Source organism: Nocardiopsis synnemataformans, assembly GCF_965343085.1.
In the GTDB taxonomy this organism is placed as follows: domain Bacteria; phylum Actinomycetota; class Actinomycetes; order Streptosporangiales; family Streptosporangiaceae; genus Nocardiopsis; species Nocardiopsis alborubida.
Window position 1 is genome coordinate 53,679 of record NZ_CBDRFA010000020.1, and the last position, 25,720, is coordinate 79,398.

Genomic DNA, 25,720 nt, shown 5'->3' on the forward strand with positions numbered 1-25,720 from the left:
TGATCGCGGCAGGAACCAGATGCGCTGGTTCGGTGGCTGTGCCCCGTCGGGACGGAGTGTTCCCGTCCCGACGGGCGCGGCCCTCCCATGGTCGGTTCCGTCCCTGTGGACGGTGGGGCCATGGCGTGAGCAGCGCATACGCACCTTCGAGGGCGAGGGGGTCCGCCTGGCGGTCATCGGTACCTGCTCAGCCGGTCAGGACCGGTTGGCCGAGGCGGCACACGCCCCCGACCCCACCGCCGTCACCGCCTCCTGGGCGGGATCCTTCACCGTCGTCCGCTCCACCGGAGACAGACTGGAGGTCGTCACCGACGCCTCCGGCGCGTGCCCGGTGTACACCGCCCGTACCGGTGACGGACTCACCGTGTGGGGGTCCAGCTCACGCGCGCTGGCGGCTCTTGACGGCTCCGGCATCGACCGGGAGTGGCTGGCGGCGTACCTGGGCGACAAACACGCCGTTCCTCCGAACCACAGTGCGTGGGCGGGGGTACGCCCGGTCCCGCCGGGCCACCGGCTGATCCTGACCTCCGGTTCCATGACCGTGAACCGGTGGTGGTGGCCCACGGCGCTGCCGCGTGAGGAGGCTCTGTGCCGCATCCGGACCACTCTGGTGGCAGGGGTGCGCTCACGAGCCCATGGCGGTCCCATGTCGACCGACCTCTCCGGGGCCGACTCGACCGCCCTCGCCGTCATCGCGGCCCGTTTCGGTCCCGTCACCGGTGTGACCGCCCACCCCGGAGACCGCGTCGAAGGCGGGGATCTGGACCATGTACGAGCCCTGACCGTTCCCGGGCTGACCCGGGAGCGCTTCGAGGTCACCGAGCGGCATCTTCCGTTCAGCCCGTCCGCCGGGGCACTCCCACCCACCGACGAACCACCGCCCTCAGCGGTGAGCTGGGCGGCCTTCGCCGGGCAACTGCGTACCGCCAGGCGGGCGGGAGGAGACGGGTGCCACATGACCGGGGACGGCGGAGACAATCTCTTCCTTCCGCCGCCCACCCACCTGGTGACCCTGGCGCGAAATCGTCAGTGGGCGAGGGTGTGGCGCGACGCCTGCGCCTGGGCACGCCTGCGCCGACGCGCACCGTGGCCCTACGTACGGGCAGCGCTCACCCATGATGTGGCCTCGTTGGCCCGTTCCGCGCCGAGCGCTCCACCGTGGCTCCGGTCCCCCCGTGCCTGAGCGACCGGTCCCCGCCGACGCCGACGAAGCACTGATCGCCCTCGTCAACACCGTGGCCAGGTTGGCGGCCTCCGACATCCAGTTGGCCGACCGTGTCGGCGTCGAACAGCACAACCCGTACTTCGACGGAGCCGTGCTCGACGCGGTGGTCTCCTTCCCGGCACAGGAACGGTTCTCGACCCGGCGCTACAAGCCCGTGTTGATGGACGCCCTCGGGGACCTACTCCCCGACTCCGTCCGGAAGCGCACAACGAAGGGCTCGTTCGTCCGCGACTACCACCGTGCCGTGCGCATCCACCTCGACTCGGTGCTGGACATGTGCGAGGGGCCCCTTTCGGAGGCGGGGCTGGTCGACCCCGCGCAGCTGCGCTCAGCGGTACACGCGGCGGCTTTGGGAGCCCGCGTCCCCTGGGCTCACCTGCTCACCACACTGGGCGCACACCTGTGGTGGAAGGCGGCGGAAGAGGCCCCGGTACCCCGCTGGTCCGTAACGGACGGGGCCGTCGCATGAACCGCCCGTCCACGATCGCGGTCGACACCGGGCACGCCTGGGTACTCGTCGACTACCGCACCGGCCGTACCGAACTGCGCACCACACCGCCCGACGGCCAGCGCCTGTGCGCGACCGTCCGGTTGGGGAAGCAGGTCCCCTCCTGGGGGACCGGCGAGACGGCCGCGGTACTGCCGTGTCCGCCCCGCAGGAGACCGCTCTGGCTGCTGCTGTGCCTACCAGCGGTCACGGTGACCGCTGCGGCCCTGCTTCTCGGGCCCCGGGGCGGGCGTCTGGGCCGTCTGGTCGTACTGGCATCTCTGGGCCGCCGCCTGCCTCCGGCCTCGAACGGACGTGTCCGCGCGGCGCTGGACGCTGTCAGGGCCCTTTCCGCCTACCTGCCCGGCCGATGGGCGTGCCTGGAGCAGTCGGTGGCGACCGCGTTCCTGCTCGCCCTGACCGGCCGACGCGCCGAATGGCGCCACGGGCTGGCCACCGATCCGGTCCGGCTACACGCCTGGGTCGCCGATCGCGACGGGCATCCCGTGGGTGAGGGGCCTGACATCAGCGCCTACACCCCGATCCGTACAACCGACGGCCCCGTGCTGGGGCCCACCTTGGAGAAGACTCTTGAGTGAACCGCACGTGCTGCTGACCGGACAGAGCCTTGCGCTGGGAATGCCCCGCAAGGACATGCTGCCCACCTACCACACCTGGGAGAACGACCCCGGCACCCTCATGGGTTACGGCAACCAGGTCCCCCAGTCCTGGGAGACCCGAGAGGCCGGGTGGGAACGCCAGCGCGGCAACATGAACTATCCCCAATTCGAGGTGGTGCGCCTCCAGGACTCGGAACCGGTGGGAATGACCACGCTGGAGATCAATCGCTTCGTGCGCACCGCCGAGTTCGTCATCGTCCTGGCCCCGACCGAACGCGGCAAGGGGTACGCCACCGAGGCCGCGCGCCTCACTCTGGACTGGGCCTTCCACCTGGCGGCGCTGCACATGGTGTGGTTGAAGGTGCTCGAACCCAACAGGGCCGGTGTGGCCGCCTACGAAAAAGCGGGGTTCCGCCACGCCGGTCGTCTGCGTCAGGCGGGCTTCTGGCAGGGCGTGCCGGTGGACGAGCTGCTGATGGACGCCGTGCCTGAGGACTTCTCGGGGCCGTCGGTGATCATGGGCGCGGACGGCTGAGAGGGCCTGAAAAAACGGAAAGGTGATGGCCGCGCCGGGCCCCCGATCCGGCGCGGCCTCCTGATGTGGTTCGAGTGCGGGACGCTCCCCCGCTACAGCAGGGCCGTGGCTAGGTGGTGGACCAGGACTCCCGTGCTGACGGCGAGGGTGTAGGCGGTCAGCAGACGCACTGGGCCGGGGCGGCCAGGGCGACCGGTGCGGAACCAGCTGCGCGGTTTGCGGTGGCTGTGCGGACGCCGGGGGCGGCGCGGCAGCGGCGGGCGCTCCCGCCGGGGCGGGATCGGACCGTCGTCGGGGGCCGGGCGCGGTCGCGGAACCGCGGGTGTCTGAGGGCGTACCGGCGGCGTGGCGGGCTTGCGCGGCCGCTCCGGACCTTCGGGGTTCGGGGTGTCGCGTGCGGCCAGTCGGGCGGCGTGGACGTGCATCCAGGGCGGGAGTTCGCCGTGGGCCTGCCGGTAGGCGACGCGGGGGTTGCCCTTCATCTGGGCGAGCAACCGCTGTTCCCGGGTGAGCGGGGTCGGGTAGCTGGGCTTGGAGAAGCGGCGTCCCCGGGGCGCGTCCAGCACCGCGCGCACCCCCGAGGAGACCGGTTCGGCGGTCATCGGTCGGCCCCTGCGGTTGCGGTCCTGTTGGTGTCGGTGGTGAGGGTGAACTCGGCCCACACGATCGTGCCCAGGCCTCCGCAGGACGGGAAGTCCACCACGGCCCGGCTCCCCCAGCGCATGGCCAGGGAGTCGATGAGCAGCAGGCCCCGGCCGCGTTCGGCCTCCTCCCACTCAGACGCCGTGCGCTGGCGCGGAATCTCCGGAAGAGTGGGGGCGGACTCCCGAACCCCGTCGTCGACGATGCCCAGGTGCAAAGTGGTGGCGGTGGGCATGGACAGGATCCGGATCACCCGGCCGTCCGACTCGCCGGAACGGGAGTGGTCGACCCCGTTCGCGAACATCTCGCTCGCGCACAGCACCACCGTGTCAGCCAGGTCGGGGCACAGACCCTCCAGGCGGAACAGGTCGGCGCGCAGGTCCTCACGAACCCAGGAGGCCTGGGAGAGGTCGCCGGGGTAGACGCGGGAGGCCCAGCGGCGCCCGGCGAAGCCTGGGGTGGGTGTGTGGAACGACGCGCGGGGACGCGGCACAATGGACATGTCGGCATGCTCCTTCTGTGTGCAAACAGGTGTGGTTGTCGGCTTGGGCTCTGGGGGCGGGGCAATCGCCCCCAGAGCCCGTTCTCATGTGGCTGCCACTCAGCAGGCGGTGTTCACGGCACAGTGAGAGACGGCGTCCGTGTGATCCGCGCATGGGTGCCGGTTCGCTGTCAGGGACTCAGTCGCCTGGACGCCCCTCCCCGGTCTCCGATCACGCCCATGCGCGCCCGCCGTTCACCAGTCATGGCCATTCCTCTGCCAGAGCAGCACCTGCATCAATCGTTGACGCCCACGTTAGAAGCTTATTGCATAAGCGTCAAGACATATGACATAAGATAGAAGCCGAAGCTGGAGTGCGGCCAGCCTTACAGCCCGCGCTACGGTGAGACCCGAGTACACACATGCCGGAAGGGGCAGGCTGGATGAGCACCCTCGAACCGCCCAGGGCGCGGTACAAACAGGTGGCTGCGCTCCTGCGTGACGCCATCAAGAGGGGCGACTACGCGCCGGGAGCGACGCTGCCCAGCCAGCCGGACCTGGCCCGCGAGTACGGACTGAACCAGAGCTCCATCAGCCGGGCCATGGCCATGCTCCAGGCCGAAGGATGGATTCGCACCGAGCACGGGCGCGGCTCGATGGTCCTGGAGATGCCCACCGTCAAGCGCATTCGCCGCATCGACCGTGATTACCGCGCCTCTGAGGGGACCAGTGCATACGCCGAAGGACTCTCGGAAGCCGGGCTCACACCTCGGACAGAGCTCGTGCGCTGGGACGCCCAAGACGCTCCCGAGGACATCGCTGAAGCACTCAACCTGGACACCGCCACCCAGGTCCTGACACGCAGACGGCACATGTTCGCCGACGACAAGCCCATCCAGCTCGCCGTCTCCTACATCCCCATGGACGTTGCCGGGAGTGTGGATATCGCGATGCCCGACACCGGTCCCAGTGGCATGTACGAGCGCCTCGCCGAACGCGGCTTCGGCCCGGTGCGCTTCACCGAGGACATCGAGGTCCGCAGCGCCTTGCCGGACGAGGCCGCCTTCCTCAACATCGCTCCCAGCCAGCCGGTGTTCCGTATTCTGCGCACTGCCTTCGACAACACCGACCGCCCCGTCGAAGTGTGTGCGAACACCCTGGCCGCCCTGCGCTGGCGGCTCACCTACTCTTGGGGACAGCAGTCGTGAACGCGAGTCCACTGCACAGCGTCAGCGTCACCGGCATAGTCGTCCGTCCCGATGATGGTCGTGTCCTGGTCATCAAGCGCGCCGACGACGGCCGCTGGGTACCACCGGGCGGTGTGCTCGAACTCGCTGAAACCCCCGAGCAGTGCGCGGTTCGGGAAGTGTTCGAGGAGACCGGGATCCGTGTCAAGCCGCTGCGCCTGACCGGGGTGTACAAGAACATGAAGCTCGGCGTGGTCTCGTTGGCCTTCCTCTGCGAACCGGTCGGCGGACGGCTACGCACCAGCGCCGAAGCACCCGCAGTTGTGTGGCTGGCCCCAGAAGAGGCCCTGGCCACCGCTCCCGAGGCTCGGGGCGTACGCATCACCGATGCCTTGGCCCAGAATGGTCCGTTCGTGCGAACCCACGACGGCACACACCTACTCCTCTGAGGGATGAAATACATACACGTTCGGCCCCGCCTGCTATGAGTCAGCGGGCGGGGCCGAAGGCTTCCAGGCAAGTGCGGCTCAGGTGCCGCTGAGGCCGTTGCGCTGGCGCAGGAGACGGTAGGCGGCCCGGCTCATCGCCCGGTTGATGGAGTCCTGGAAGTCCTGCTCACCGATGTAGCGCTCGGTGAACTCCACCCCGCTCTCGTAGCGGTCCATCACGGCGTCCTTCATCGCCGGGTCGAACTTGTGCCGGAAGGCGCCCTCGTCGTTGTTGACGGCGGCCATCTCGACCTCGGGGTTGTCCATGACCGTCTGGAGGCGCTCCTCCATCATCAGCCGGTCGGCTTCGCTGAGGTCATGGCCGAAGTGCTCGTTGAAGATCTCGATGATCTCCGACAGAAGCTCCTTCTTGGGGTCGTAGGCACTGCCGGTCCCGTCCGAGAACCCGGGGAGCTCCTGGTCGCCCTCGGGGCTGAGCCGCAGATCGTCCTCGGCCTTGCGGAACAGCTTCAGGTGGCTGAGGTCGACCTCGCCGACATCGACCCCACCGTCCTTGCGGGCGGGCAACACCCGCAGCAGGAAGCGACCGTAGAGGTACAGGCGTTCCAGCTCAGCATCGGGGTAACGCATGATCTGGGACAGGAACGCGTACTTGGTGACGTAGTCGTTCAGGTCGGCGCGGAAGCGGTCGGCGTCGGTGCGCTCGTCCTCCTCCTCGCTCTCCATCAGCGCGGCGAAGCGCTCGACGGCCGGGGCCGTGAACCGGTTGAGTTCGGGGTGGTTCTTGAGATTGTCGGTGCCGGGCTGGACCTCCAGCTTGTGGAAGGCGTCGGCGAACCCCTGGAGTTCGTCCCTGACCAGCACGTCGGCCTCGCTCATAACCCGGTGGGCGATGGTGTGCAGGATGTCGGGTTCGGCCTCAGCAGTGACGGCCTGCTCGTAGTAGGGCCGGAACGCCTCCCTGATCTCCTGGGCATCGTTGGCGAAGTCCAGCACCCGCAGGTCGCTCTGGGACTTGAGCGGATGCGTGCGGTTGAGCCGGGACAGGGTCTGCACGGCCGCCACGCCCTTGAGCGACTTCTCCACGAACATCGTGGTCAGCAGCGGCTGGTCGAAGCCGGTCTGGTACTTGTCAGCGACGATGAGCAGGCGGTACTCCTTGCCGTTGCGTGCGACGGCTGCGGGATCGTCGGCTCGGGTGGCGGCGAAGCGCTTGGGCAACTCGGTCTCGGAGAACCCGTTGATGGAGGGCTCGGAGACCTCCTTCCCGCTCCTGGGGTCCTTGAGCGTTCCGGAGAAGGCGACCAGGACACCCGGGTCGGGAACTCCGCTGTCCTTCAGGTAGCTCTCGATCGCCCGGTACATCCGCAGAGCCGCATCCCGCGAGCGGGTGACCACCATGCCCTTGGCCCGGCCGCCCATCTGCTGACGGGTGACGGTGTTGAAGTTCTCGATGATGGTCTCGGCGTGCTGGGCGAGCGTGGAGTCGTGCAGCAGCGCGAACCGGGCCAGCTGGGACTTGGCCTTGGTGGCGTCGACCTCGGGGTCGTCGGTGTTGCCGTTGAGCAGCCGGTACTGGGTGGCGTAGGTGATGTAGCTGCGCAGGGGGTCGAGGATGAACCCCTCCTCGATGGCCTGGCGCATCGAGTAGGTGTGGAAGGGCTCGTAGAGGCCGGTGGCCTCGCTGCGCACACCGAACAGGTTGAGGGTCTTGTGCTTGGGGGTGGCGGTGAAGGCGAAGTAGGACAGGTTGGCGCTGCGGCCCCGGTAGGAGGCCGACTCCAGCAGGGCGCCCTCCGTCGACTTGGGGGTGCCCTTGGCCTCGGCGCCATCGTCCTCGGTGTCGTCGTCGGTGTCCAGGCCCAGGTCCCGCAGGGCCTTCTTGACGTCCTTGGCGGCCTCGCCGCTTTGGGAGGAGTGCGCCTCGTCGACGACGATGGCGAACCGGCTGCCGCGGATCTCGGTGGGCTCGCGCTTGAGGTAGTCCAGCAGAGCGGGGAAGGTCTGGAGGGTGACGACAATGATGCGCTTGGAGGAGGTGGACAGCGCCTCGGCGAGCTGGGCGGACTTGGAGCCGCCCTTGCCGCCGATCCGCCCGACCAGGCCCTCCACCTGGGAGAAGTCGCCGACGGTGTCCTGGAGCTGCTTGTCCAGGACGGAGCGGTCGGTGATGATGATGGTCTTGTCGAAGACGGGGGTGTTGGGCTCCAGACCCTTGGCGACGGCGGCCGGGTCCATCAGGGCGGGGTCTGCGGGGGTGTGCAACGAGGAGAGCCGGTGCGCGAGCCAGGCGATGGTGTTGGACTTGCCCGACCCGGCCGAGTGCTGGATCAGGTAGTTGTTTCCGGCTCCGTGCCGGGCGGCGTGGTCGACCAGGCTGCGCACGGCGTGCCACTGGTGGAAGCGGGGGAAGATGACGTTCTCGCGCCTGCGCCCCTTGTCGTCCTTGTCGCGCTTGACGTGGATGAACCGCTCCAGCAGGTCCAGCCAGTTGTCGACGGCCCAGACCGTCTCCCACAGGTAGGCGGTGCGGTAGCCGGAGGCGTCGGCGGCCGGGAGCGGGTTGCCCGCGCCGCCGGTATTCCCCGGCCCCTCGGAGCCGGTGTTGAAGGGCAGGAAGCGGGTGTCCTTCCCGGCGAGCCTGGTGGTGATGAACACCAGGTCGGGGTCGACGGCGAAGTGAACGAGGGCGCGCTTGGCGAAGAGGAGCTCGCGGGGGTCGCGGTCGTGGGCGTACTGGTGCTTGGCGTGGTTGACGTTCTGCCCGGTGAGGGGATTCTTGAGCTCGGCGGTGGCCACGGGCAGGCCGTTGACGAAGAGTGTGAGGTCCAGGGCGCGGCCCTGGTCACCGTCCTTGGCCGCGTAGCGGAGCTGCCGGGTGACGGTGAGGTGGTTGGCCTCGTAATCGGCGAGGGCGTTCTCAGCGATGGTGTGCGAGGGCTTGAAGTAGGCGAGCCGGAACTTCAGGCCCTCGACGGTGACACCTTGGCGGAGGACATGGAGGGTGCCCTCGGTGTCGATGCGCTTGGCGAGGGTCTTGGCGAAGGTGGCCTGGGCCTGGTCCCGGGAGCCGCCGCAGCGGGTGACGAGCTCCTCGAAGGCATCGGCCTGGGTGGCGCCGAGGAAGGCGGTGAGCTCCGCCGTGTCCAGGGCGAGTTCGGGGGCGTAGTGGTGGTTGGCGCCCTGGGACCAGCCGCGCTCCAGCATGGAGGCGACGATGTGGTCCTCGAAGGTTCTCTCGTCGTAGACCGGGCTCATGACAGGTCGGCTCCTCGCGCGGTGGTGACGTCGATCTGACCGGTAACAGCGGCAGTGATCAGGGCGCGCTTGCGTTCTTCCAGCAGTGAAATTTGCCGAGCTAGCAGTCCGCCAATTTTCCTTGATTCAGCAATTTCATAGTCTATCTCGTTGGAGATACGAACCTGCTCTTCATGACTGGGACTTGGAAAAGCAAGGGATGCCATTTGCGACTCACTAACCGAAGGAACAGGCCCAGGATTAGCAATCTGTGCAAGGTCAACAAAGGAAAGTAGATGCATCCAGTACCGAGAGTCGCCACCGTGAAATTTGATTGCACGAACATTGTCATCAACCACTGAGTTGCGACCCAATATTCGCCGCTGATTGAGAAGCAGGGCGGCACCTACTCGCGCATATACAACCGAACCAGCAGGAACAATCCTGGCCCGCAACTCACGAGCCGCCGTTCGATCGATCCAGTTCTCCGCAGAAAGCACCCAACCATAAGCATCACCGCAGGAGAAATCTGCCACCTTAACAAAGGGGAATTCACCCTCCCCAACGCCTTGGTATTGATGCGGAAAGGTTGTCCCCATATAGAACCTACCGAGTCGATTTAGCCTTACCAAAGGCCAACCATCTGCTACTTTTCCCAGCCACGGAACAAGGCGAGCATCGCCATTATTTTCCTCAGTTCCTGAAACCAGTGCCCGGATTTGCTGCCGAGATCGTTCAGCAAACACCTCACTCTGCCTACCCCGAAGCTCAACAAGAGCTTCAATACGAGCCACCTCAACATCGAGAAAGTCAGCGATGCGCCTCTGCTCGTGGATATCTTGAACCCAAGGCACACGGACCTCATGGGCATTTTCGCGAGATAGTCCAGGAACACCTACATCCTGAGAAGACCCTTTGAGATCGACCGATTGCAGTGCATAATACAGCCACCGCATATCTACACGAACAGAGCGACGATCCAAGAAATATGCGGTATCAATCGCAAACGACTCCACTGGCAACCACTTGACTGACCCGTAGCTCCCCTTGCGCCCTACGATAATCCCTGGGGAGAGTACATTCGCCTTGTTGTGATAATCACCTATCCCACCAGAGCCAACGACGGGAACCTTACCTTCGACTCGTTCCTCAGCAGGAAGAGCACTCCCGTATGAAAGTCGAGCAATCCGCTTTAGCGGAACCCACTCAATCACTTCGTCACCTCTCCCAGAAGTCGCTGGATCTCGCCCTCAAGCTCCTTCAACTCTACGTCGATCTCCTCAAGCGGCCGTGGCGGCGTGTACACGTAAAAGTGACGGGTGAAGGGAATCTCGTAGCCGATCTTCGTCTTCGAGTAATCCACCCAGGCATCGGGAACATGCGGCAGCACCTCCCGCTCCATGTAGGCGTCGATGTCCTCACCCAGCGGGATGTTCTCGAAGTCGCGCAGATCCGCGTCCGGCTCCGGCTCACCCTTCTTCTTCTGCACCTCGCCCTCGGGATCACGCACCGACACCGCGTTCCACACGGCCTTCATCACGGCCGTCGGCGGCTTGGACACCCCGCCCTCGGCGAACGCCTGCTGCATCCGGTCAGCGAACTCGGGCTTCTTAAAACACGGCTCACCATCCGCCAACGGCCGCAGAGCCTCGACCAACTCCGCCTTCTGCTCGTACTTGGCGGTGGTCTTGCCCTTGTCCAGGGCATCAGTCAGCTCAACCAACGTCTCCTTGGTGACCTCGAAGCGCAGTTTCAGCGGGCGTTCCACGGTGATGCGCTGGTAACCGAAGTCCTCGTTGCGGAACACCTTCACCTTGCCGTGCAGCGGGTGCTCAGGGTCCTCGGCCACCCCCAAGGCATCTGCGTACAGCCGCGTCAGCTCGGTGATCTGCTCGGCGCTGATCTCCTTGCGCTTCTCCCCCAGGGACTTGCGCATCTTGGTCCAGTGCTCGCGGGCGTCGATGAGCTTCACGCGACCCTCGTGGGCACGGTGCTTGCGGTTGCTCAGCACCCAGAAGTACGTGGAGATACCGGTGTTGTAGAACAACTGGTCCGGAAGAGCGACGATCGCCTCCAACCAGTCGTTCTCCAGGATCCAACGGCGAATCTCGGACTCACCGGACCCAGCCGCCCCGGTGAACAACGGGGAGCCGTTGAAGACGATGGCGATCCGGCTGCCCGGCTTCTCCACGTCATCCGGCTCATACGGCTTCATCTTGGAGATCATGTGCTGGAGGAACAGCAGCGACCCGTCGTTGATGCGCGGCAGACCCGCCTCGAACCGGCCCGAAGAGCCCAGGTCGTGTTCGTCTTGGACTTCCTGCTGAACCTTCTTCCACTCCACGCCGAACGGCGGGTTGGCCAGCATGTAGTCGAACTTGGCGTACCGGTGCCGGTCGTCGCTGAAGGAGTTGCCGAACCGAATGTTCTTGGGGTCCTGGCCCTTGATCATCAGGTCGGACCGGCAGATCGCCCACGACTCTGGGTTGAGTTCCTGGCCGAACACGACCGCCGTGGCGTCGGGGTTCAGGGCGGTGATGTGGTCGTGCATCTCGGTGAGCATGCCGCCGGTACCGCAGGCCGGGTCCAGGATCTCCTTGATGACGCCGGGACCGCGCAGGGAGTCCTCGTCCGGCGCCAGCAGCAGGTTGGCCATCAGCTTGATGACCTCCCTGGGGGTGAAGTGCTCACCGGCCGTCTCGTTGGAGATCTCGGAGAAGCGGCGGATGAGCTCCTCGAAGATATAGCCCATCTGGACGTTGGAGACGCGCTCCGGATACAGCTTCAGGTCGGCGAACCTGCCCACCACCCGGTAAAGCAGCCCGGCGTTGTCCAGCCGCTGGATCTGACGGGGGAACTCGTACTTCTCCAGCACCTCACGGGCGTTCTCGGAGAACCCGTTGATGAAGTGGGTGAGGTTGTTGGCCGCCTGGGAGGGGTCTGCGGCGATGCGCTCGAAGGTCAGCGGGCTGGTGTTGTAGAAGCTGTGCCCCGAGGCCCGCAGCACGAACTCGTTGTGGACGGGCTTGTCCCTGAACTTGTCGTGCGCGTCCAGAACCTTCTGCTTGGTCGGCTCCAGGACGCAGTCCAGCCGCCGCAGCACGACGAACGGCAGGATGGCCTTGCCGTACTCGGACTGCTTGTAGTCGCCGCGGAGCAGGTCCGCGACCGACCAGATGAAACTCACCATCTCCTGGTGGGTACTCGAATTCACCGGGGTCCTTCCGAAGGGGTGTGCCGCTGAGGGGTGCTGAGGGGTACTGCTGAAGGTTCTGAGCGGGGTGTACGTCAAGTCTGGCTGATCCGTCAGACGTTCGCGTCCGTGTTCGGAGCTTCCGGGATTTTCGGTCCTCCGGACTCCTCGGACCCGGACACGGGCACGGACGGCGGTGCCAACAGCCCGGAGCGCAGTCCGCTGGACAGGCGCTGGCCCAGGTCGTCAGCGGCCGTTCGGGCGCGGTCGAGTTCGGTGCGGAACTCGTGGAGCTCGCGGAACGCCGCCCCATACCGCCGCTGCTCCGCCAACGGCAGCAACGGAACGCGCAGCCGCCGCAGGTCCACCCGGATGACGGTCGAGCCCTGACCGGCCTGGCGCAGGTTGTCCTCGTCCTCCAGGAAACCGGCCAGGAACCACGGGTCGATGTGCGCGGGGTCGGGCCTGAGCAGGTGCAGGTTCAGACCCAGCAGGGCTCCGGCGTCGGTCTCCGCCGCGACCCGTGCCCGGGAGGACTCCCTCCTGCCGAGCGCGGAGGGGACGATGACGTCACCGGCGCACACCTCCACCCGGCCCCGCGCCTCCTCGGAGTCGGCGGGCGCGGTCAGGCGCCCGCCCGGTTCCCGGCCGCCGAGGACGTCGGCCAGGGTGAGCACCCGGGGGCCGCGCCCCGCGCCCTCCTCCGCCGCCGGTGACAGGCCCGAGGCCGTGGAGGGCGCGCGGTGCAGAACCAGGGCTCCGGAGCGGGCGAGGTCGGCGACGGCCGCCATTCGCCACTCCTCCGCTTCCCGGGAGGTCCACCTCTCCCCCGGCACGCTGGCGCGGGTGCGCTCCAGCGTGCGCAGGAGTCTTCGGCGGGTCTTCCCCGCCCACCTGCGCGTCTCCTCCGCGCTGGCCTCGGGCGCGGCCACGGGCAGGTGGCGCTGCGGGGTCAGGTCGACGGTGTCGTCCAGCAGCTCGACCACGGACACGGTCCGGCAGAACCCGGGCACGTCCGCCGTCTTCTCCGACGCGTCGAGGAACGCGCTCCAGGAGTCGCCCACGCCGCCGCGCAGCTCCTCCCAGTCGATCGGGCGACGCTGCTCCTCGCTCTCCTGATCACTTCCGGCGTCGACGAAGAGCACGCGCGGCTGCGACACGGCAGCTGTCTCGGGCTGGCACAGCACCCACAGGTGCAGTCCCACGTGCAGGGGGGCGGCCGCGCCTGCTGGCAGGCCGATGACGGCCGACAGCGCACCCCGGCGCAGCAGTTCCCTGCGGATGCGGCGGCCCGAGGGGCGGGAAGCGGCGGCCGGAGGCATGAGCACGACGACCCGGCCGCCGGGGCGGGTGTGGGCCAGGCAGTGCTGGATCCAGGCCAGTTCGGACTCGGATCGGGGCGGCACCCCGTAGGCCCAGCGCTCGTCGTAGGCGAGTTCGTCGGCCCCCCAGTCGCGCTGGTTGAAGGGCGGGTTGCACAGCACCGCGTCGAAGAAACGGCCGGAGAAGGCGTCAGCGGTGAGGGAGTCGCCCCCGGCGACCCGGCCGGGGGCGCCGCTGGGCACCAGGCCCACCCGTGCCTGGGCCAGGCGTGCCGTGGCCTCCTCGACCTCCTGCCCGTACAGGCCCACCGCGCCGTCCTCCGAGGCGGTCCGCAGCAGGGTGCCCGTGCCGCAGGCGGGGTCGAGCACCTCGGCGCCCCGGACGTCGGCCAGGTCGGCCATCAGGCGGGCCAGCAGGCCGGGGGTGATGTGCGCCTTGCCGCCCAGGGCGGCGAGGTAGGCGTCGTGGACGCGGTCGGAGAGTTCACGGGCCAGGCCCGGGGTTTCGGCCGCCTCGCGCAGGGCGCCGACCAGGTCGGCTCCGCCGGGGTGGGCGGTCACCCGGTCCGTCACCCGGCCCGTCACCGTGTCCACGGCCGGGGCGTCGTCCCGGGACAGGTGGAGCAGGAGTTCCTGGACGTCGGCGACGACCTCTCCCAGGTCGCCGCCCTCGGCGGCGGCTGTCCGGATCCGCTCCCAGACGCGCTCGTGGGGTTCGCGCTCGGGCATGCGGTCGCTACGGGCCAGCCACTGTTCGATCTGGGCCAGGTCGAACAGCGCCCGGTTTCCGCTGCCTCCGACGGGGGGCGGGAAGTCCCCGTGGCGTCGGCGCCAGTTGCTGACCGTGGTGCGGCTCACCTGCGCGATGCGCGCGATGTCGGCCGCGGTGACGCTCGTGTTCTCCGCCATCGAAGCCCTCCCTTTCCTCGGTCGAGAACAGTACACCACAGCACATCTCTGGTTGACAATGTTTTCACCTAGTCCCTATGTTGATGGTGTCGGCGTTACCGCTCCGTCCCAACGACGCATCCCTGGAGTCGGCCATGTCCATGCCCCTTCCCCTGCCCTTCGAGCAGGAGGAACCCCAGGCCAGCCCTCAGAAGGTCACCCCGCGCCAGCTGCTCGGCGTCCGCGAGGCCGAGTGGCGCCCGCACCTGGAGTCGATCTCCCTCGTCTCCGAGGCGCCCTTCAACCAGAAGCAGCTCGACCAGGCCGCACGGGCGCTGGGAGCGGTCTTCACCGAGGAGATCGGCGTGTACGGGCGCTCCGACCTGCACCGCTGGCCCGCCTGCACGGCGGCGGTCACCGTGGGCGTGGCCACCAGCCGCTACGCCAGCGGCACCTTCTGGCCCGCTCTGTGGGAGACCACCGGGGTGCCCGCCCCGCGCCAGAAGGCGGACGCCTGGGGCACCCGCTTCCTGCGGTCCCTGGAGATCCTGGGCGTGGACGCCTTCCCCGGCATGACCTACCCCTACGTGGACCCGATCCTCATGCACTCGGGGATCCCCACCTACTGCCTGGGCGACGTCTTCGACCTGCTGCTGCACCGCAGCGCGGTGGAGCCCGGCCTGGACGCGCACGGATTCCACCTGTGGGCTGTCTCCGGCCGCCACCGTCTCAAGGACCTGGACATGCCCGCCAGCAGGTTCATCTCCTCGGGTGGCGACTACGCGCTGGAGACCATCGAGCGGTGCATGCACCTGCTGGAGCTGCTGCGCGAGGACCCCGACGCCGCGCCGCGCGAGGCGGGACTGCCCCGCCGGTTCCGCGCGCCCGCGGTCGCCGCCCTGGAGCGCGCCGCCGACCGGGGCGCACTCCCCCGGCACCCGCTCTCCCACTCCTCCCGGCCCCGTTCGGCCCGACCCCGGCTGCGCCTGGACCCCTTCGTGCACGGAGTCCACGTCGTCCTGCCGGTGCTCGACGACAGCGCCAACCTCGACGTGTTCTGGGAGATCACCACCGACGACGACACCCACACGGTCCCGGGAGGGCACCGGTGGGGCAGCGGGACGGCCGAACAGACGGTGTTCGCCGTGCCCCGGCCCGCCCGCACCGTGAGCGTGACCCCCAGGGGGCTGGGCATCCGGGAACAGCTCACCCTCGTCGACCCGGACGATCCCCTACTGATCTTCGACGACTCCGGCTCCCTGGTGGGCTCCGACACCGCGCTGCCCCCGGGCCCGGTGTGGGTGCTGCACCCATCCACCGCAGCCCTGGAGGTGTCGGAGGAGGCCGAGGAACTGGGCCGCTACGACGTGCCCTACGGCTGGGAGGGGTGGGCACTGCTGCGGCTGCGTCTGGCTCGCGACGCGCGCGTCGGCCTGGCCGGGCACCCCGAGCACCGGGTGCGCGGCAGGGAGCGGCCGCGCCTGGAGGCGTCGGACCCGATTCCGGGGGTGACCACCCAGCACGGCGCGCCGGTCCACTCCGAGCGGCCCACCGTCGTGCTTCCCGATCCGGAGGGCGCCCCGGTGCCGTGGCAGGTGGAGGTCCGCTCCGCCGAGGAGGGGCGGTTGCTCTGGCGTACCCGGGCCGACTCCGGGAAGCACGTCCCCCTCTTCCAGGGTGAGGAAACGGTGGTCGGTTCCTTCACGGTGAGCGTGCGCGGCCCCCTGGGCCGCGGCATCAGCCGCCAGATCACGGTCGCCGAGGGCTTCGGGGCACACCACGAGCCCGCCACCCGCCTCCTGGAGGCCGCGGGGCTCACCCCCGCGCGGTCCCGGCTGTCCCCTCCCGAGGGCGCCGAGGCCGAACCGGCCCTGCTGTCCTTTCCCGCCGACACCCCGGCCCTGCCCGCCACGCTGCGTTCGGGGACCTCCGTGCTGCCGGTGACCGTCAGCCCGCCGCACATGAGCCTGCTGCTGACCCGTGAACACGCACCGCGCAGGCGCACCAGGCCGCTCCGGCTGGACTGCGAGGCGATCGCGGACTACGGCGACCTGGTGGTCCGCCTGCCCGAGGTCGGGCAGAGCCGTCCTGGTCCGCTGCACGTCCTGCACGGCGACGACGCCGTCCAGCAGGTCGAGGCCGGCGCCTCCCTGGGATCCCACACCCACCGCTACCCCCTCGGGCAGGTGGTGGACACCGCGGCCGCGCGGCGCCACCTGCGTCTGGTCCTGGCCCAGGGCCAGACCCTGGTGCCCGTCGCCGTCATCCGACCGCGACGCCTCGCCGTCGGGGCCTCGGTGCACGACCGCGTCGTCCACCTCGACGGTTTCCCGGGCATCGACGACGTCAGCGCGGCGGTGTACGAGTGCGGGGCTCCGTGGCGCCCACCCACGGTCGTGCCCGTCTCCGCCGACGGCCGGGTCCCCCTCCCGGAACGGATCGCCGGACCGGTGCGGATCCTGCTCGCGGTGGACGACCCGTGGTCGGTCGGCGACTGGCCCCGCTGGCCCGAGCCGGACGACCCCAACACGGTCGGCTGCGACCTGCCGGGCCGCCCCGAGGGCGCCGACGCCGAGGAGGAGCTGCTGTGCGCGGCCTTCGGTGAAGGGTCCGGACTCGCCGAACTGCCCCTGACGCACGACAACGCCGTACGCCTGTGGCGGGTCCTGGGCGGTCACCGCGTCCTGTCGCGCTCAGGCGTGCCCGTCGACCGCGTCGAGGCCTGCGCCGCCGCGCTCGGCCGCTCCCCCGTGGCGGCGCTGCTGGCGCACGGGGCAGCCGAACCCGCCCCCGACGAGAGCGTGCACTCGCTGGTCAGCGGCGGGATCGTCACGGTGGCGGCGGGCGGCCGCGTCCCCGCCGACCAGGCCGCGGAGCTGTGGCACCGGCTGCCCTCCGCCGCGGCCCTGGCCACCAGTGACCTGCTGCCGCTCATCGACCCCGACTCCCCCTCCCCCGAGCACGTCGACCTCCTGGAACAGCTGGAACAGAGGTGCGGACCGGTCGCCACCGCGCTGCTGCGCGGGGAGACCGACCCGGCGCGCCACGCCGGACGGTTCGACGCCGCCACCGAGCAGCTGGCACTGATGCCCGAGGAGCAGATCACCGCGATCTGGCGGGAGGCCAGGGTCGTACCGCGGGCCCTGCTCGACGAGGACTCGCGCACCCAGGCGGCGCTGGGGCTGTTCCGCGCCCGCAACCAGGCGGAGCTGCACCGGGTGCGGCGCGAAGCCGCCGACCTCTCCCGGAGCGTGCTGTCCGCGGCGGGAAGGCTCTCGCCGGTCTACCGGCGCCCGGTCACCGAACTGCTGGAGCCCCGGTACACCGTCGGCGCCTCGCGCTGGCGCAACCTGCCCACCGTGTCCCTGGCCATGGCCCTGACCGCGCGGCTGGCCGCCCGGTCCGTGCCCGTCTTCGTCCCGCTCGCCCGGGCGCAGCGTCCCCTGTGGAGCGACCTGGCCCGAAGCGCCCCCGACCTCGTGCGCATCGACATCGTCCTGGCCGAACTGGCCCTCGCCGGAGCCGAACGCGCCCACCTCGCCCAGCGGAGAGCCCGCGGCCCCCGTCCCGGCGAAGGGCTCTTCCGCACCGCCTGACCGTGACCGCAGCGACCGTCCCGGGACGGTCGCTCCCCTCCCCTCTCAACCCCCGTCAACCACTTCCACCCGTGAGGACCCTCCGATGACCGCCCAGATCGATCCGATCGACGTCAGCGCGACGGTCAGCGGCGCCTACCGCCGCTACCTGCGCTCCCTGCTGCCCATCCGCGATCCGGCGCTGGCCGGGGCGCTGCACGAGCAGATCGACCGCAGCCACCAGGTGAGCAAGGGTCCGCTGCTGGAGGCCACCCCCGCCTACGAGACGGGGCGCACCCCGCGCGAGCTCATCGCCGAGGGGGTCCTGTCACCAGGGTTCGCCTCCCCCTCGGGCCCCTCCGTACGTCTGGACCGACCGCTGTACAGCCACCAGGAGGAGGCGGTCCGCAAGGCGGGGGCCGGACGCAACCTGGTGGTGGCCACCGGCACCGGCTCGGGCAAGACCGAGAGCTTCCTGCTGCCGGTCCTGAACGAGCTCCAGCGCCAGCACGAGCGCGGCGAACTGGGCCCCGGCGTGCGGGCGATCCTGCTCTACCCCATGAACGCGCTGGCCAACGACCAGCTCAAGCGGCTGCGCGAGGAGCTGCTGGCGCACAGCCCCCACATCACCTTCGGGCGCTACACCGGCGAGACCAAGCCCAGCGAGCGCGAGGCGCTGGAGGTCTTCCAGGAGCTGTACCCGGGCCAGGACCCGCTGCCCAACGAACTGCTCAGCCGCGAGCGGATGCGCCAGAGCCCGCCGCACCTGTTGCTGACCAACTACGCGATGCTGGAGTACCTGCTCCTGCGTCCGGCCGACCTGGACCTGTTCGAGGGCGAGCACGCCGGGCACTGGAAGTTCATCGCGGTGGACGAGGCGCATGTCTACGACGGCGCCAAGGCCGCCGAACTGGCGATGCTGCTGCGGCGGCTGCGCGACCGCGTGGCCCCCGACCAGGACCTCCAGTGCATCGCGACCAGCGCGACGGTCGGCGACGACCCGGGAGCCGTCACCGAGTTCGCCCGTCGGCTCTTCCACGCCCCCTTCGAGTGGGACGACGGCGACCCCGACCGCCAGGACCTGATCCGTTCCACCCCGCGCGACACCATGCCCGACACCACGTGGGGACCGCTGCCCGCGGTGGAGTACCACGCCCTGGCCGGGGCCGAGGACACCGAGGAAGCGCTGCGGCGGGCCGCGGCCCGCCACGGCGGACACGCGCCCGACGCGTTCACCCTGCTGGCCGGGGAGAAACGACTCAACCACCTGCGGGTCCTGCTGGCCCGGGGCGGCCCCCAGGCCTTGGAGGACCTGGCCCGGGAGCTGTTCGAGGCCGTGCCCGACACCGCCGGTCCCGACCTGTCCGAGGACGACCGGGTGCGGGCGCTGGCCGACCTGGTGGCGCTGGCCAGCGCGGTCCGCGACTCCGGCGGCAGCCCGCTGCTGTCCACCCGCTACCACCTGTTCACCCGGGCCACCGACGGCGCCTTCACGTGTTTGTCGGAGAGCGGGCCGCACGTGTCGCTGGCCCGGCACGAGACCTGCGCGGACTGCCAGGCGCCCGCCTTCGAGTTCGGTGCGTGCAAGCGCTGCGGAGACCTGTACCTGCTGGGCGCCGTCACGGCCGAGGGGACGGGCGAGCGCCTGGTGCCGCCCGCCGCCCGACAGAAGAGCCCCGAGTGGCTGCACCTGGGCACGACGCCCATCGCCCTGGACGATGACGACGACACCCTTGAGGAGGGCACCAAGGTCAACCCGCAGGAGCGCTACCTGTGCACCGGGTGCGGAACACTGGCACCCTCGCCCGCCGCGCCGTGCGCGGTGACCTGTCGGCAGCGCTCCCTGCGCCAGGTGCGGCTCATCCGCACACGCGGCGACCGGGCCGGGCGCTGCCTCAACTGCGGGGCGCTCGGAGAGAGCACGCTGCGCAGGTTCGAGAGCGGACACGACGCCTCCCCCGCCGTGGTGGCCACGGCCCTGTACCAGGCCCTGCCCGAAGCACCCGACGCGCAGACCGCCGACCGGCCGGGCGGAGGCCGCAAACTGCTGATGTTCAGCGACAGCCGCCAGTCGGCCGCCTTCTTCGCTCCCTACCTGGAGGGCACCTACCAGCTCTACCAGCGCCGACGCCTCATCCTCGACGGCATGGCCGCCATCCACGATCCCGACGACGAACTGCGCGTCGACGACCTGGTGGACGCCACCGTGCGCACCGCCAAGCGCGCCGGCCAGTTCGACCGCTGGGTCTCCAAGCGGCAGCGGACGGCCATCGTCGCGCCCTGGGTCACGAGCGAGCTGGTCAGCACCGACGACCGCCAGTCCCTGGAGGGGCGCGGCCTGTTGCGGGTCGACCTGACCCGCCCCGAGGGGGTCCGCCTCCCCCCGGCCTTCACCCGGGACCTGGGCCTGACCGAGGACGAGGTGTGGGACCTGTTCGGGGAGCTGGTGCGCACGCTGCGACAGCAGGGCGCGCTGACCATGCCCGAGGACGTGGCGCCCGACGACGAGGTGTTCGCGCCCCGGCTCGGCCCGGTGTACGTACGTCTGGAGGGCGCCGACCGAAGGCGCAAGGTGATCAGCTGGCTGCCCACCGCAGGGCAGAACCGGCGGCTGAACTACCTCAGGAGGGTCCTGGAGAGGCTGGGTTCCTCGGCTCCCCCCGCGATGGTGCTGGGAAAGGTGTGGGAGCTGCTGCGCACGGCCCGCGAGGGATGGCTCGCGCCGTCCGAGGTCCTGGGGGCCGGCACGGTCCACCAGGTCGACCACCGCGCGCTGGAGGTGTCCCTGGTGGTTCCCGAGGCGGCCCCGTACCAGTGCGACAGCTGTCGGCGGCTGCACCCGGTGTCGGTGCGCGGGGTGTGCCCGACCATGAACTGCTCGGGCGCCCTGCTGCCCTACGAGATCCCCGACCCCGGCAAGGACACCGACCACTACCGGTACCTGTACCGCAACCTCAACCCGGTGGCGCTGGCGGCCCGCGAGCACACCGCGCAGTGGCGGAGCAAGGTCGCCGCGGGCATCCAGCAGGACTTCATCGATGGCAGGGTCAACGCCCTGTCCTGCTCGACCACCTTCGAACTGGGGGTGGACGTGGGCGAGTTGCAGTCGGTGTTCATGCGCAACATGCCCCCGACCACGGCCAACTACGTGCAGCGGGCCGGGCGCGCGGGACGGCGCAGCGACTCGTCGGCGCTGGTGGTCACCTACGCCCAGCGGCGCTCCCACGACCTGTTCCGCTACCAGGAACCGGAGAAGATGATCGCCGGAAAGGTACGTGCGCCCTTCGTGCCGCTGGGCAACGTGCGCATCGACCGGCGCCACGCGCACTCGGTGGCGCTGGCGGCGTTCTTCCGCCACTGGGCGCGGGAGACCGGTGAGACCTGGAACCGGGTGGGCGACTTCTTCCTGGCCGGTGGGGACCGACCCGCCCCGGTGACGCGGGTGCTCGACTTCCTGTCCCCCGTCCCGGAGCAGGTGGACACGTCGCTGCGGCGCGTCCTGCCCGAGGACGTCGCGCGGGAGATCGACGTGGACGGCGGCGGCTGGGTCGAGGAACTGTGCGGCCTCCTGGAGGACCTGCGTCTGGAGGTCGAGCAGGACGTGGCCGACTTCGAACAGCGGCGCTTGGAGGCGTTCCAGGCGCGCAGGGACGGACTGGCCGAGCGCTTCCTCAAGACCATCAACACGGTCGTACGGCGTTCCCTGCTGGGTTTCCTGGCCACGCGCAACGTGCTGCCCAAGTACGGGTTCCCGGTGGACACCGTGGAGTTGCGCACCCACCACTCGGGGGAGGCCGTGGGGCGCCAGCTGGAACTGGCGCGCGACCGGCGCTCGGCCATCTACGAGTACGCGCCGGGCAGCTCCATCGTCGCTGGCGGCAAGCGGTGGACCTCGGCCGGCGTGTACCGGCTGCCCGGGCGGGCGCTGCACCCCTTCCACTACCGGGTGTGCGAGGCGTGCGGGTTCTACGACCAGTCCAAGGACGCGCTGGGACCGTCGTGCCAGTCGTGCGGCAGCGCGGCCCGGGGTGTGCCGACCAGGTACATCGTCCCCGAGTTCGGCTTCGTGGCCGACGCACGGGTGCAGCCGGCCGGGACCAAGCCGCCCGAGCAGACCTGGCACGGGTCCACCCACGTGCTGCGGCTGGCAGCCGATCCGGTCACCCGTTCCTGGCCGTTGCCCGGCGGCGGCCAGGTGCACTGCCGGGCGGGGAGCCGCGGCGAGCTGGTGGCCGTCTCCGACGGCCCGGCGGGGACGGGCTACCTGATCTGCGACTGGTGCGGCTGGGGCACGGCACGCGTGAGCGCCGGCAAGAAGGCGCCGACCGAGCACACCAATCCGCTCAAGGGCACCACGTGCACGGGTCCGACCCGACACCTGTCGCTGGCCCACCGCTACGAGACCGACATCGTGGAGATCTCCTTCGGCGGCCAGCTCGACATGGGACGGGTCTCGTCCGAGACGCGCCACTCACTGCTGTACGCGCTTCTGGAGGGCGCTTCCTCGGCGCTGGACATCAGCCGCGAAGACATCGACGGGGCGATGTTCCGGCGTGCGGCGGGGACCATGGCACTCGTGCTGTTCGACACGGTGCCCGGCGGCGCGGGCGGCGCGGAACGGATCGCCTCACGCTTTTCCGAGGTACTGGCCGCCGCGCGTGAACGTGTGGGCGAGTGCGACTGCGGTGTGGAGACCTCCTGCTACGGGTGCCTGCGCAACTACCGCAACCAGCCCTTCCACGACCTGCTGCGCCGCCGCGACGCCCTGGCGGCGTTGGACTCGCTGATGTAGCCGGTGGTGGGGTGCTCCAGGGCCCGGCAGTCCCGGAGCACCCCGCCGCCAGACACCCGGAAGCACCGTTTCGTGCCGAACACGCTTCCACCGTGTCCGATGTTGTCCCTCGCGAAAAGTCTCTCCAGGGTCCAGTCCGTACCGGCCGAAATATGCGAGGGCGACCAAGCATTGTCGACTGGATGACACCACCAGAAAGCAGAGAGTGATCCGGCTGAGGTCTCCGAAAGGGCGAGGCCTTTCCTCTCCCTGGGGTATGGATTTCTTTCATGCCCGGGCGTAATCTCCAGACATACGGACCCTGACTGACCTCGACTCGGGATTCCTTTCCTCTGGATGATCGCACCGGGAGGACTTCATGCCCAGGAGTCGCAGGACCACATGGCGCAGCGGCAGTGGTTGGTGGAACGATCCGACGACCAGTCTGCACGGAGATCTGGGCTCCGAGATATTCTCCGAGGTCGAGGACTCCCGAGCACAGCCAACTTCCGATCCCAGGAAGGGGAAGTCCACAGTCTCCTCGAAAACCACGGGCAGCCCCTCCTCAGCAGGCAAGACAGGCAAGAAGAGGGGCCGCAAGAGCGAGGCGAGAGCGAAACGACGGTGGCGCGAGCTCGGCGATGCGCAGGATCTCCCTGCACAGAAAGCCCATCTTGGTCGTCTTCTCGTGGCGGCAAGGGCCTCCGCCATCGGAGCCCCCGAAAAAACGAGGGAAGCCTGCCTGAACGCTCTGGGTCTTCCCAGCGCTCCCCTGAACGCTAAACACAGGTCAGGCAGGACCTACCGCCAGGTTTTCCGTGATCTCCTGGCAGATGCTGAGAGGTCACTGGAACGGAGAAGCCGTTCCCACCCCTCAGTTCCACCACCACGTGGACGGAGGAAACAGAACTAGGCGGCCTGGAGGCGGTACCCCTTCGTCGTCCAGAGCGTTGCAGGCAGGGCCGGGCGGCGCGGCGGACTTCCGCGCTCATCACCCGGCCCCGAACGCGGCCGTCAAAGAGCGGCGTCAGCCGGGCTCACCGCGTCGCCGGCCCCGTCCACGACCGGTTCGGCGTTGTCCAGGACGAGCATGTCTACCACCAGGGCGCAGACGCGGCCCTCCCGCCTCCCGCGTCACCAACCTGTCAGGTCAGTACAGCTAGTGCGCTCCGCGCGCTGGGCAGGGTCGTCGAGCGCTGAGAGGTCGGGGTCGGTGGTCCCGGCCACAGCGTGGGCCAGCCGGAGCAGATTGTGGTTGTTGTTGTACTTTTCGTAACGCTCGTCGTCCGGGGACAGGCCGATCGCCTCCATGAAGGCCCGGCGCACGGCGGGGCGGCCCTCGGGCCTGTCGATCAGCTCCCGGGCGGTGTCCTGCCACCGCCTTTCCCTGTCCCTGATGTCCCGGAGTTCGCGCTCGGGCAGCCCGAAGAAGGCGCGCTCGTAGGCACGGAAGTCGTCGAAGAGCTCAGCGAAGCGGGGCAGGCAGGCCGCGTCGGTGATGCCGACCTGCCCGCCGTCCACGCCTACACCGTAGAAGTGGTCCTCGGGCAGGTCGCGAGGGTCCTGTCCCGGACGCAGGGCCATCTCCCAGGAGGCGACCGGGACCTGTTCGGGATCCTGGACGTCCACGCGCAGGGCCGTCACGCACGCGGCCTCCTCGTCGTCCTGTCCGAAGCGGAGCAGGGACAGGCGCACCGGGTGCTCCCCGGCCGGGAGGGAAACAGTGAAGGCCTCGGTGTCCTTGGCGAAGCACAGCGAACCGGAGCCGTAGACCAGGACCCGTCCGGTGGGCAGGTTCACGGTGCCGATGTCGCGGACCAGCACCGTTCCCACCTCAGGGTGCCAGGAGGTCGTGAACCGACCCCCTGGGCGGAAGAGGTCGTTGACGCGCCGGGGCGCGTGTGGACGCGGCGGCGTCCAGGGAGCTTCCACGGGGACGCCGCCCGCTTCCACTGCGGCCTCACTGATCTGGAGCTCTCCGTCGGCGAGGTCGGGATGCGCCCTCAGGAGAGCGGCCCAGTCGCCGAACGGCGGAACGGGCAGCGCGGCCACACGGGCCAACTCCGGGTCCAGGGTGCGGTTGACCGAGAACAGGCCGCCGTCGCGCTGTGTCTCGTACCGGTAGAGGCCGCGTCCGCGGTCGAGCGCCTCGACACGGAGAGTCCAGTCGTGGAGCCGGTCGGGCATCGCTCCCAGCGGGGGTTGGCTCCACTGGAAGCCGCGTGACAGGAGGAGCCCGCCGTCCCCGTCCGCGCGGGCGTAGCTGTGGTGGGTGTGACAGCGACCCTCGGCGTCGAACAGCCAGATCCCGCAGTGGTGGTCGGCCCAGGAGATCTCCAGGAGGACGAGCGGTACCGCGTCGGGGGTGCGGACCAGAACGGCGTACTGTTCACCGGCCTCGTTCCGGGCGCGTGCCGTCACCGCTTCCAGGGGACCGACCGGTGCGGCAGAGGCGGGGTCCCAGCCCTCGCAGTAGACGGCTTCGAGCGGGAGGGGGACGGTGGGCATAGGGGTGTTCCTCGTGGTCGGGGGATGTGCGAAGAACATAGCGAACACGGATGACTTTTCTGACACCGCACAGCAGCGGCCGTGGACGCGGCCGGTCGGTCAGGGCCTCTTCCAGCGGTGACACGCCCGGACGCCCGGCCCGGTCAGTCGTAGTGGCAGCGGGGGTGCGGGATGATCCCGCGTTCGGGCCTGCGGGGGCGCGGGCAGCGGCCGCGCACGCGGTCGCGGAGGGTCTTGCGGCGCGGGTCGCTCTCTACGGCGGGGGCGGTGACGGGCGCGGTGTGCGCGGGAGGGGCGCAGGGTGCGAGGAGGACGTGGAGGTCTCCCAGCGCGACGCTGAAGGCGAGTGCGAGGAGTCCGGAGCAGGGGAGCAGGAACCGACGGTGTCGCTCGGGCATGGGCACCAGCCTGACAGTCGTTGCCTTGTGTGGTGTTTCGATCACGCAAGGAGAGGTGTCCGGTTCAGGCCAGGGACTGCGCGTGTGAACCGTGTTGTACCCGGGTAACCGGTTCGGTCGGTGGGGCAGACACGGTCCCGGAACGAACCGGGACGGCGCCAGCCGCGTCCCACAGCGTGGCCGCGCCCGGAGCGGGCGCGGG

Annotated in this window: 16 protein-coding genes; 8 read left to right on the forward strand and 8 right to left on the reverse strand. The window is 69.5% G+C overall.

Annotated elements, in window-relative coordinates; genetic code table 11:
• Nucleotides 1–19 precede the first annotated feature (19 nt).
• The 4 genes from ACSIH6_RS13825 to ACSIH6_RS13840 are packed head-to-tail and all read left to right on the forward strand — an operon-like array spanning nucleotide 20 to nucleotide 2,867.
• Nucleotides 20–1,183: an albusnodin/ikarugamycin family macrolactam cyclase gene (locus ACSIH6_RS13825; RefSeq protein ID WP_435108725.1), complete on the forward strand. Its 1,164-nt coding sequence runs from the start codon at nucleotides 20–22 to the stop codon at nucleotides 1,181–1,183.
• The gene (locus ACSIH6_RS13830) at nucleotides 1,176–1,694 is read left to right on the forward strand and encodes an asparagine synthase-related protein (protein WP_435108675.1); all 519 of its coding nucleotides are present in this window, start codon (nucleotides 1,176–1,178) and stop codon (nucleotides 1,692–1,694) included. The genes ACSIH6_RS13825 and ACSIH6_RS13830 overlap by 8 nt, the downstream gene beginning before the upstream one ends.
• Entirely contained in the window at nucleotides 1,691–2,311 is a 621-nt protein-coding gene (locus ACSIH6_RS13835) for a lasso peptide biosynthesis B2 protein (RefSeq protein WP_435108676.1), read from the forward strand. The genes ACSIH6_RS13830 and ACSIH6_RS13835 overlap by 4 nt, the downstream gene beginning before the upstream one ends.
• Complete coding sequence (locus ACSIH6_RS13840; protein ID WP_435108677.1) at nucleotides 2,304–2,867, forward strand: GNAT family N-acetyltransferase; 564 nt, start codon at nucleotides 2,304–2,306, stop codon at nucleotides 2,865–2,867. The genes ACSIH6_RS13835 and ACSIH6_RS13840 overlap by 8 nt, the downstream gene beginning before the upstream one ends.
• 92 nt (nucleotides 2,868–2,959) lie before the next feature.
• On the opposite strand, the gene ACSIH6_RS13845 is transcribed toward ACSIH6_RS13840, so the two are convergent.
• Entirely contained in the window at nucleotides 2,960–3,469 is a 510-nt protein-coding gene (locus ACSIH6_RS13845) for a hypothetical protein (protein ID WP_435108678.1), read from the reverse strand.
• Nucleotides 3,466–4,011: an ATP-binding protein gene (locus tag ACSIH6_RS13850; RefSeq protein ID WP_435108679.1), complete on the reverse strand. Its 546-nt coding sequence runs from the start codon at nucleotides 4,009–4,011 to the stop codon at nucleotides 3,466–3,468. The genes ACSIH6_RS13845 and ACSIH6_RS13850 overlap by 4 nt, the downstream gene beginning before the upstream one ends.
• A 422-nt stretch (nucleotides 4,012–4,433) precedes the next feature.
• Here ACSIH6_RS13850 and ACSIH6_RS13855 point away from each other — a divergent pair, with 422 nt between their 5' ends.
• Complete coding sequence (locus ACSIH6_RS13855; protein ID WP_435108680.1) at nucleotides 4,434–5,198, forward strand: GntR family transcriptional regulator; 765 nt, start codon at nucleotides 4,434–4,436, stop codon at nucleotides 5,196–5,198.
• Nucleotides 5,195–5,626 (forward strand): NUDIX hydrolase, encoded by a 432-nt coding sequence (locus ACSIH6_RS13860; RefSeq protein ID WP_435108681.1) that lies wholly within the window; start codon nucleotides 5,195–5,197, stop codon nucleotides 5,624–5,626. The genes ACSIH6_RS13855 and ACSIH6_RS13860 overlap by 4 nt, the downstream gene beginning before the upstream one ends.
• Before the next feature lie 78 nt (nucleotides 5,627–5,704).
• Here the strand turns inward: ACSIH6_RS13860 and ACSIH6_RS13865 are convergent, their stop codons facing one another.
• The 4 genes from ACSIH6_RS13865 to ACSIH6_RS13880 form a co-directional block, all read right to left on the reverse strand.
• Entirely contained in the window at nucleotides 5,705–8,884 is a 3,180-nt protein-coding gene (locus tag ACSIH6_RS13865) for a type I restriction endonuclease subunit R (protein WP_435108682.1), read from the reverse strand.
• Nucleotides 8,881–10,077: a restriction endonuclease subunit S gene (locus tag ACSIH6_RS13870; RefSeq protein WP_435108683.1), complete on the reverse strand. Its 1,197-nt coding sequence runs from the start codon at nucleotides 10,075–10,077 to the stop codon at nucleotides 8,881–8,883. The genes ACSIH6_RS13865 and ACSIH6_RS13870 overlap by 4 nt, the downstream gene beginning before the upstream one ends.
• A complete protein-coding gene (locus ACSIH6_RS13875) occupies nucleotides 10,074–12,053 on the reverse strand; it encodes a type I restriction-modification system subunit M (RefSeq protein ID WP_435108684.1) in 1,980 nt (659 codons plus the stop codon). Before ACSIH6_RS13875 ends, ACSIH6_RS13870 begins: the two co-directional genes overlap by 4 nt.
• 116 nt (nucleotides 12,054–12,169) lie before the next feature.
• Nucleotides 12,170–14,287, reverse strand: a complete 2,118-nt coding sequence (locus ACSIH6_RS13880) for an N-6 DNA methylase (RefSeq protein ID WP_435108685.1) — start codon at nucleotides 14,285–14,287, stop codon at nucleotides 12,170–12,172.
• A gap of 134 nt (nucleotides 14,288–14,421) precedes the next feature.
• On the opposite strand from ACSIH6_RS13880, the gene ACSIH6_RS13885 reads away from it, so the two are divergent.
• Together ACSIH6_RS13885 and ACSIH6_RS13890 are read left to right on the forward strand one after the other, a co-directional pair.
• Nucleotides 14,422–17,862 (forward strand): hypothetical protein, encoded by a 3,441-nt coding sequence (locus ACSIH6_RS13885; RefSeq protein WP_435108686.1) that lies wholly within the window; start codon nucleotides 14,422–14,424, stop codon nucleotides 17,860–17,862.
• A gap of 85 nt (nucleotides 17,863–17,947) precedes the next feature.
• A complete protein-coding gene (locus tag ACSIH6_RS13890) occupies nucleotides 17,948–22,633 on the forward strand; it encodes a DEAD/DEAH box helicase (RefSeq protein WP_435108687.1) in 4,686 nt (1,561 codons plus the stop codon).
• 1,113 nt (nucleotides 22,634–23,746) lie between these two features.
• Here ACSIH6_RS13890 and ACSIH6_RS13895 read toward each other — a convergent pair.
• Both ACSIH6_RS13895 and ACSIH6_RS13900 read right to left on the reverse strand, forming a co-directional pair.
• The gene (locus ACSIH6_RS13895) at nucleotides 23,747–25,120 is read right to left on the reverse strand and encodes a DUF4241 domain-containing protein (protein WP_435108688.1); all 1,374 of its coding nucleotides are present in this window, start codon (nucleotides 25,118–25,120) and stop codon (nucleotides 23,747–23,749) included.
• Between the two features lie 143 nt (nucleotides 25,121–25,263).
• The gene (locus tag ACSIH6_RS13900) at nucleotides 25,264–25,518 is read right to left on the reverse strand and encodes a hypothetical protein (RefSeq protein ID WP_435108689.1); all 255 of its coding nucleotides are present in this window, start codon (nucleotides 25,516–25,518) and stop codon (nucleotides 25,264–25,266) included.
• Between the last annotated feature and the right edge of the window lie 202 nt (nucleotides 25,519–25,720).

Coding starts and splice junctions, on each gene's coding strand:
- ACSIH6_RS13825 (WP_435108725.1), top strand. CDS start 20: ATGCGCTGGTTCGGTGGCTGTGCCCCGTCGGGACGGAGTGTTCCCGTC.
- ACSIH6_RS13835 (WP_435108676.1), top strand. CDS start 1,691: ATGAACCGCCCGTCCACGATCGCGGTCGACACCGGGCACGCCTGGGTA.
- ACSIH6_RS13845 (WP_435108678.1), bottom strand. CDS start 3,469: ATGACCGCCGAACCGGTCTCCTCGGGGGTGCGCGCGGTGCTGGACGCG.
- ACSIH6_RS13850 (WP_435108679.1), bottom strand. CDS start 4,011: ATGTCCATTGTGCCGCGTCCCCGCGCGTCGTTCCACACACCCACCCCA.
- ACSIH6_RS13855 (WP_435108680.1), top strand. CDS start 4,434: ATGAGCACCCTCGAACCGCCCAGGGCGCGGTACAAACAGGTGGCTGCG.
- ACSIH6_RS13865 (WP_435108682.1), bottom strand. CDS start 8,884: ATGAGCCCGGTCTACGACGAGAGAACCTTCGAGGACCACATCGTCGCC.
- ACSIH6_RS13875 (WP_435108684.1), bottom strand. CDS start 12,053: ATGGTGAGTTTCATCTGGTCGGTCGCGGACCTGCTCCGCGGCGACTAC.
- ACSIH6_RS13880 (WP_435108685.1), bottom strand. CDS start 14,287: ATGGCGGAGAACACGAGCGTCACCGCGGCCGACATCGCGCGCATCGCG.
- ACSIH6_RS13885 (WP_435108686.1), top strand. CDS start 14,422: ATGTCCATGCCCCTTCCCCTGCCCTTCGAGCAGGAGGAACCCCAGGCC.
- ACSIH6_RS13890 (WP_435108687.1), top strand. CDS start 17,948: ATGACCGCCCAGATCGATCCGATCGACGTCAGCGCGACGGTCAGCGGC.
- ACSIH6_RS13895 (WP_435108688.1), bottom strand. CDS start 25,120: ATGCCCACCGTCCCCCTCCCGCTCGAAGCCGTCTACTGCGAGGGCTGG.
- ACSIH6_RS13900 (WP_435108689.1), bottom strand. CDS start 25,518: ATGCCCGAGCGACACCGTCGGTTCCTGCTCCCCTGCTCCGGACTCCTC.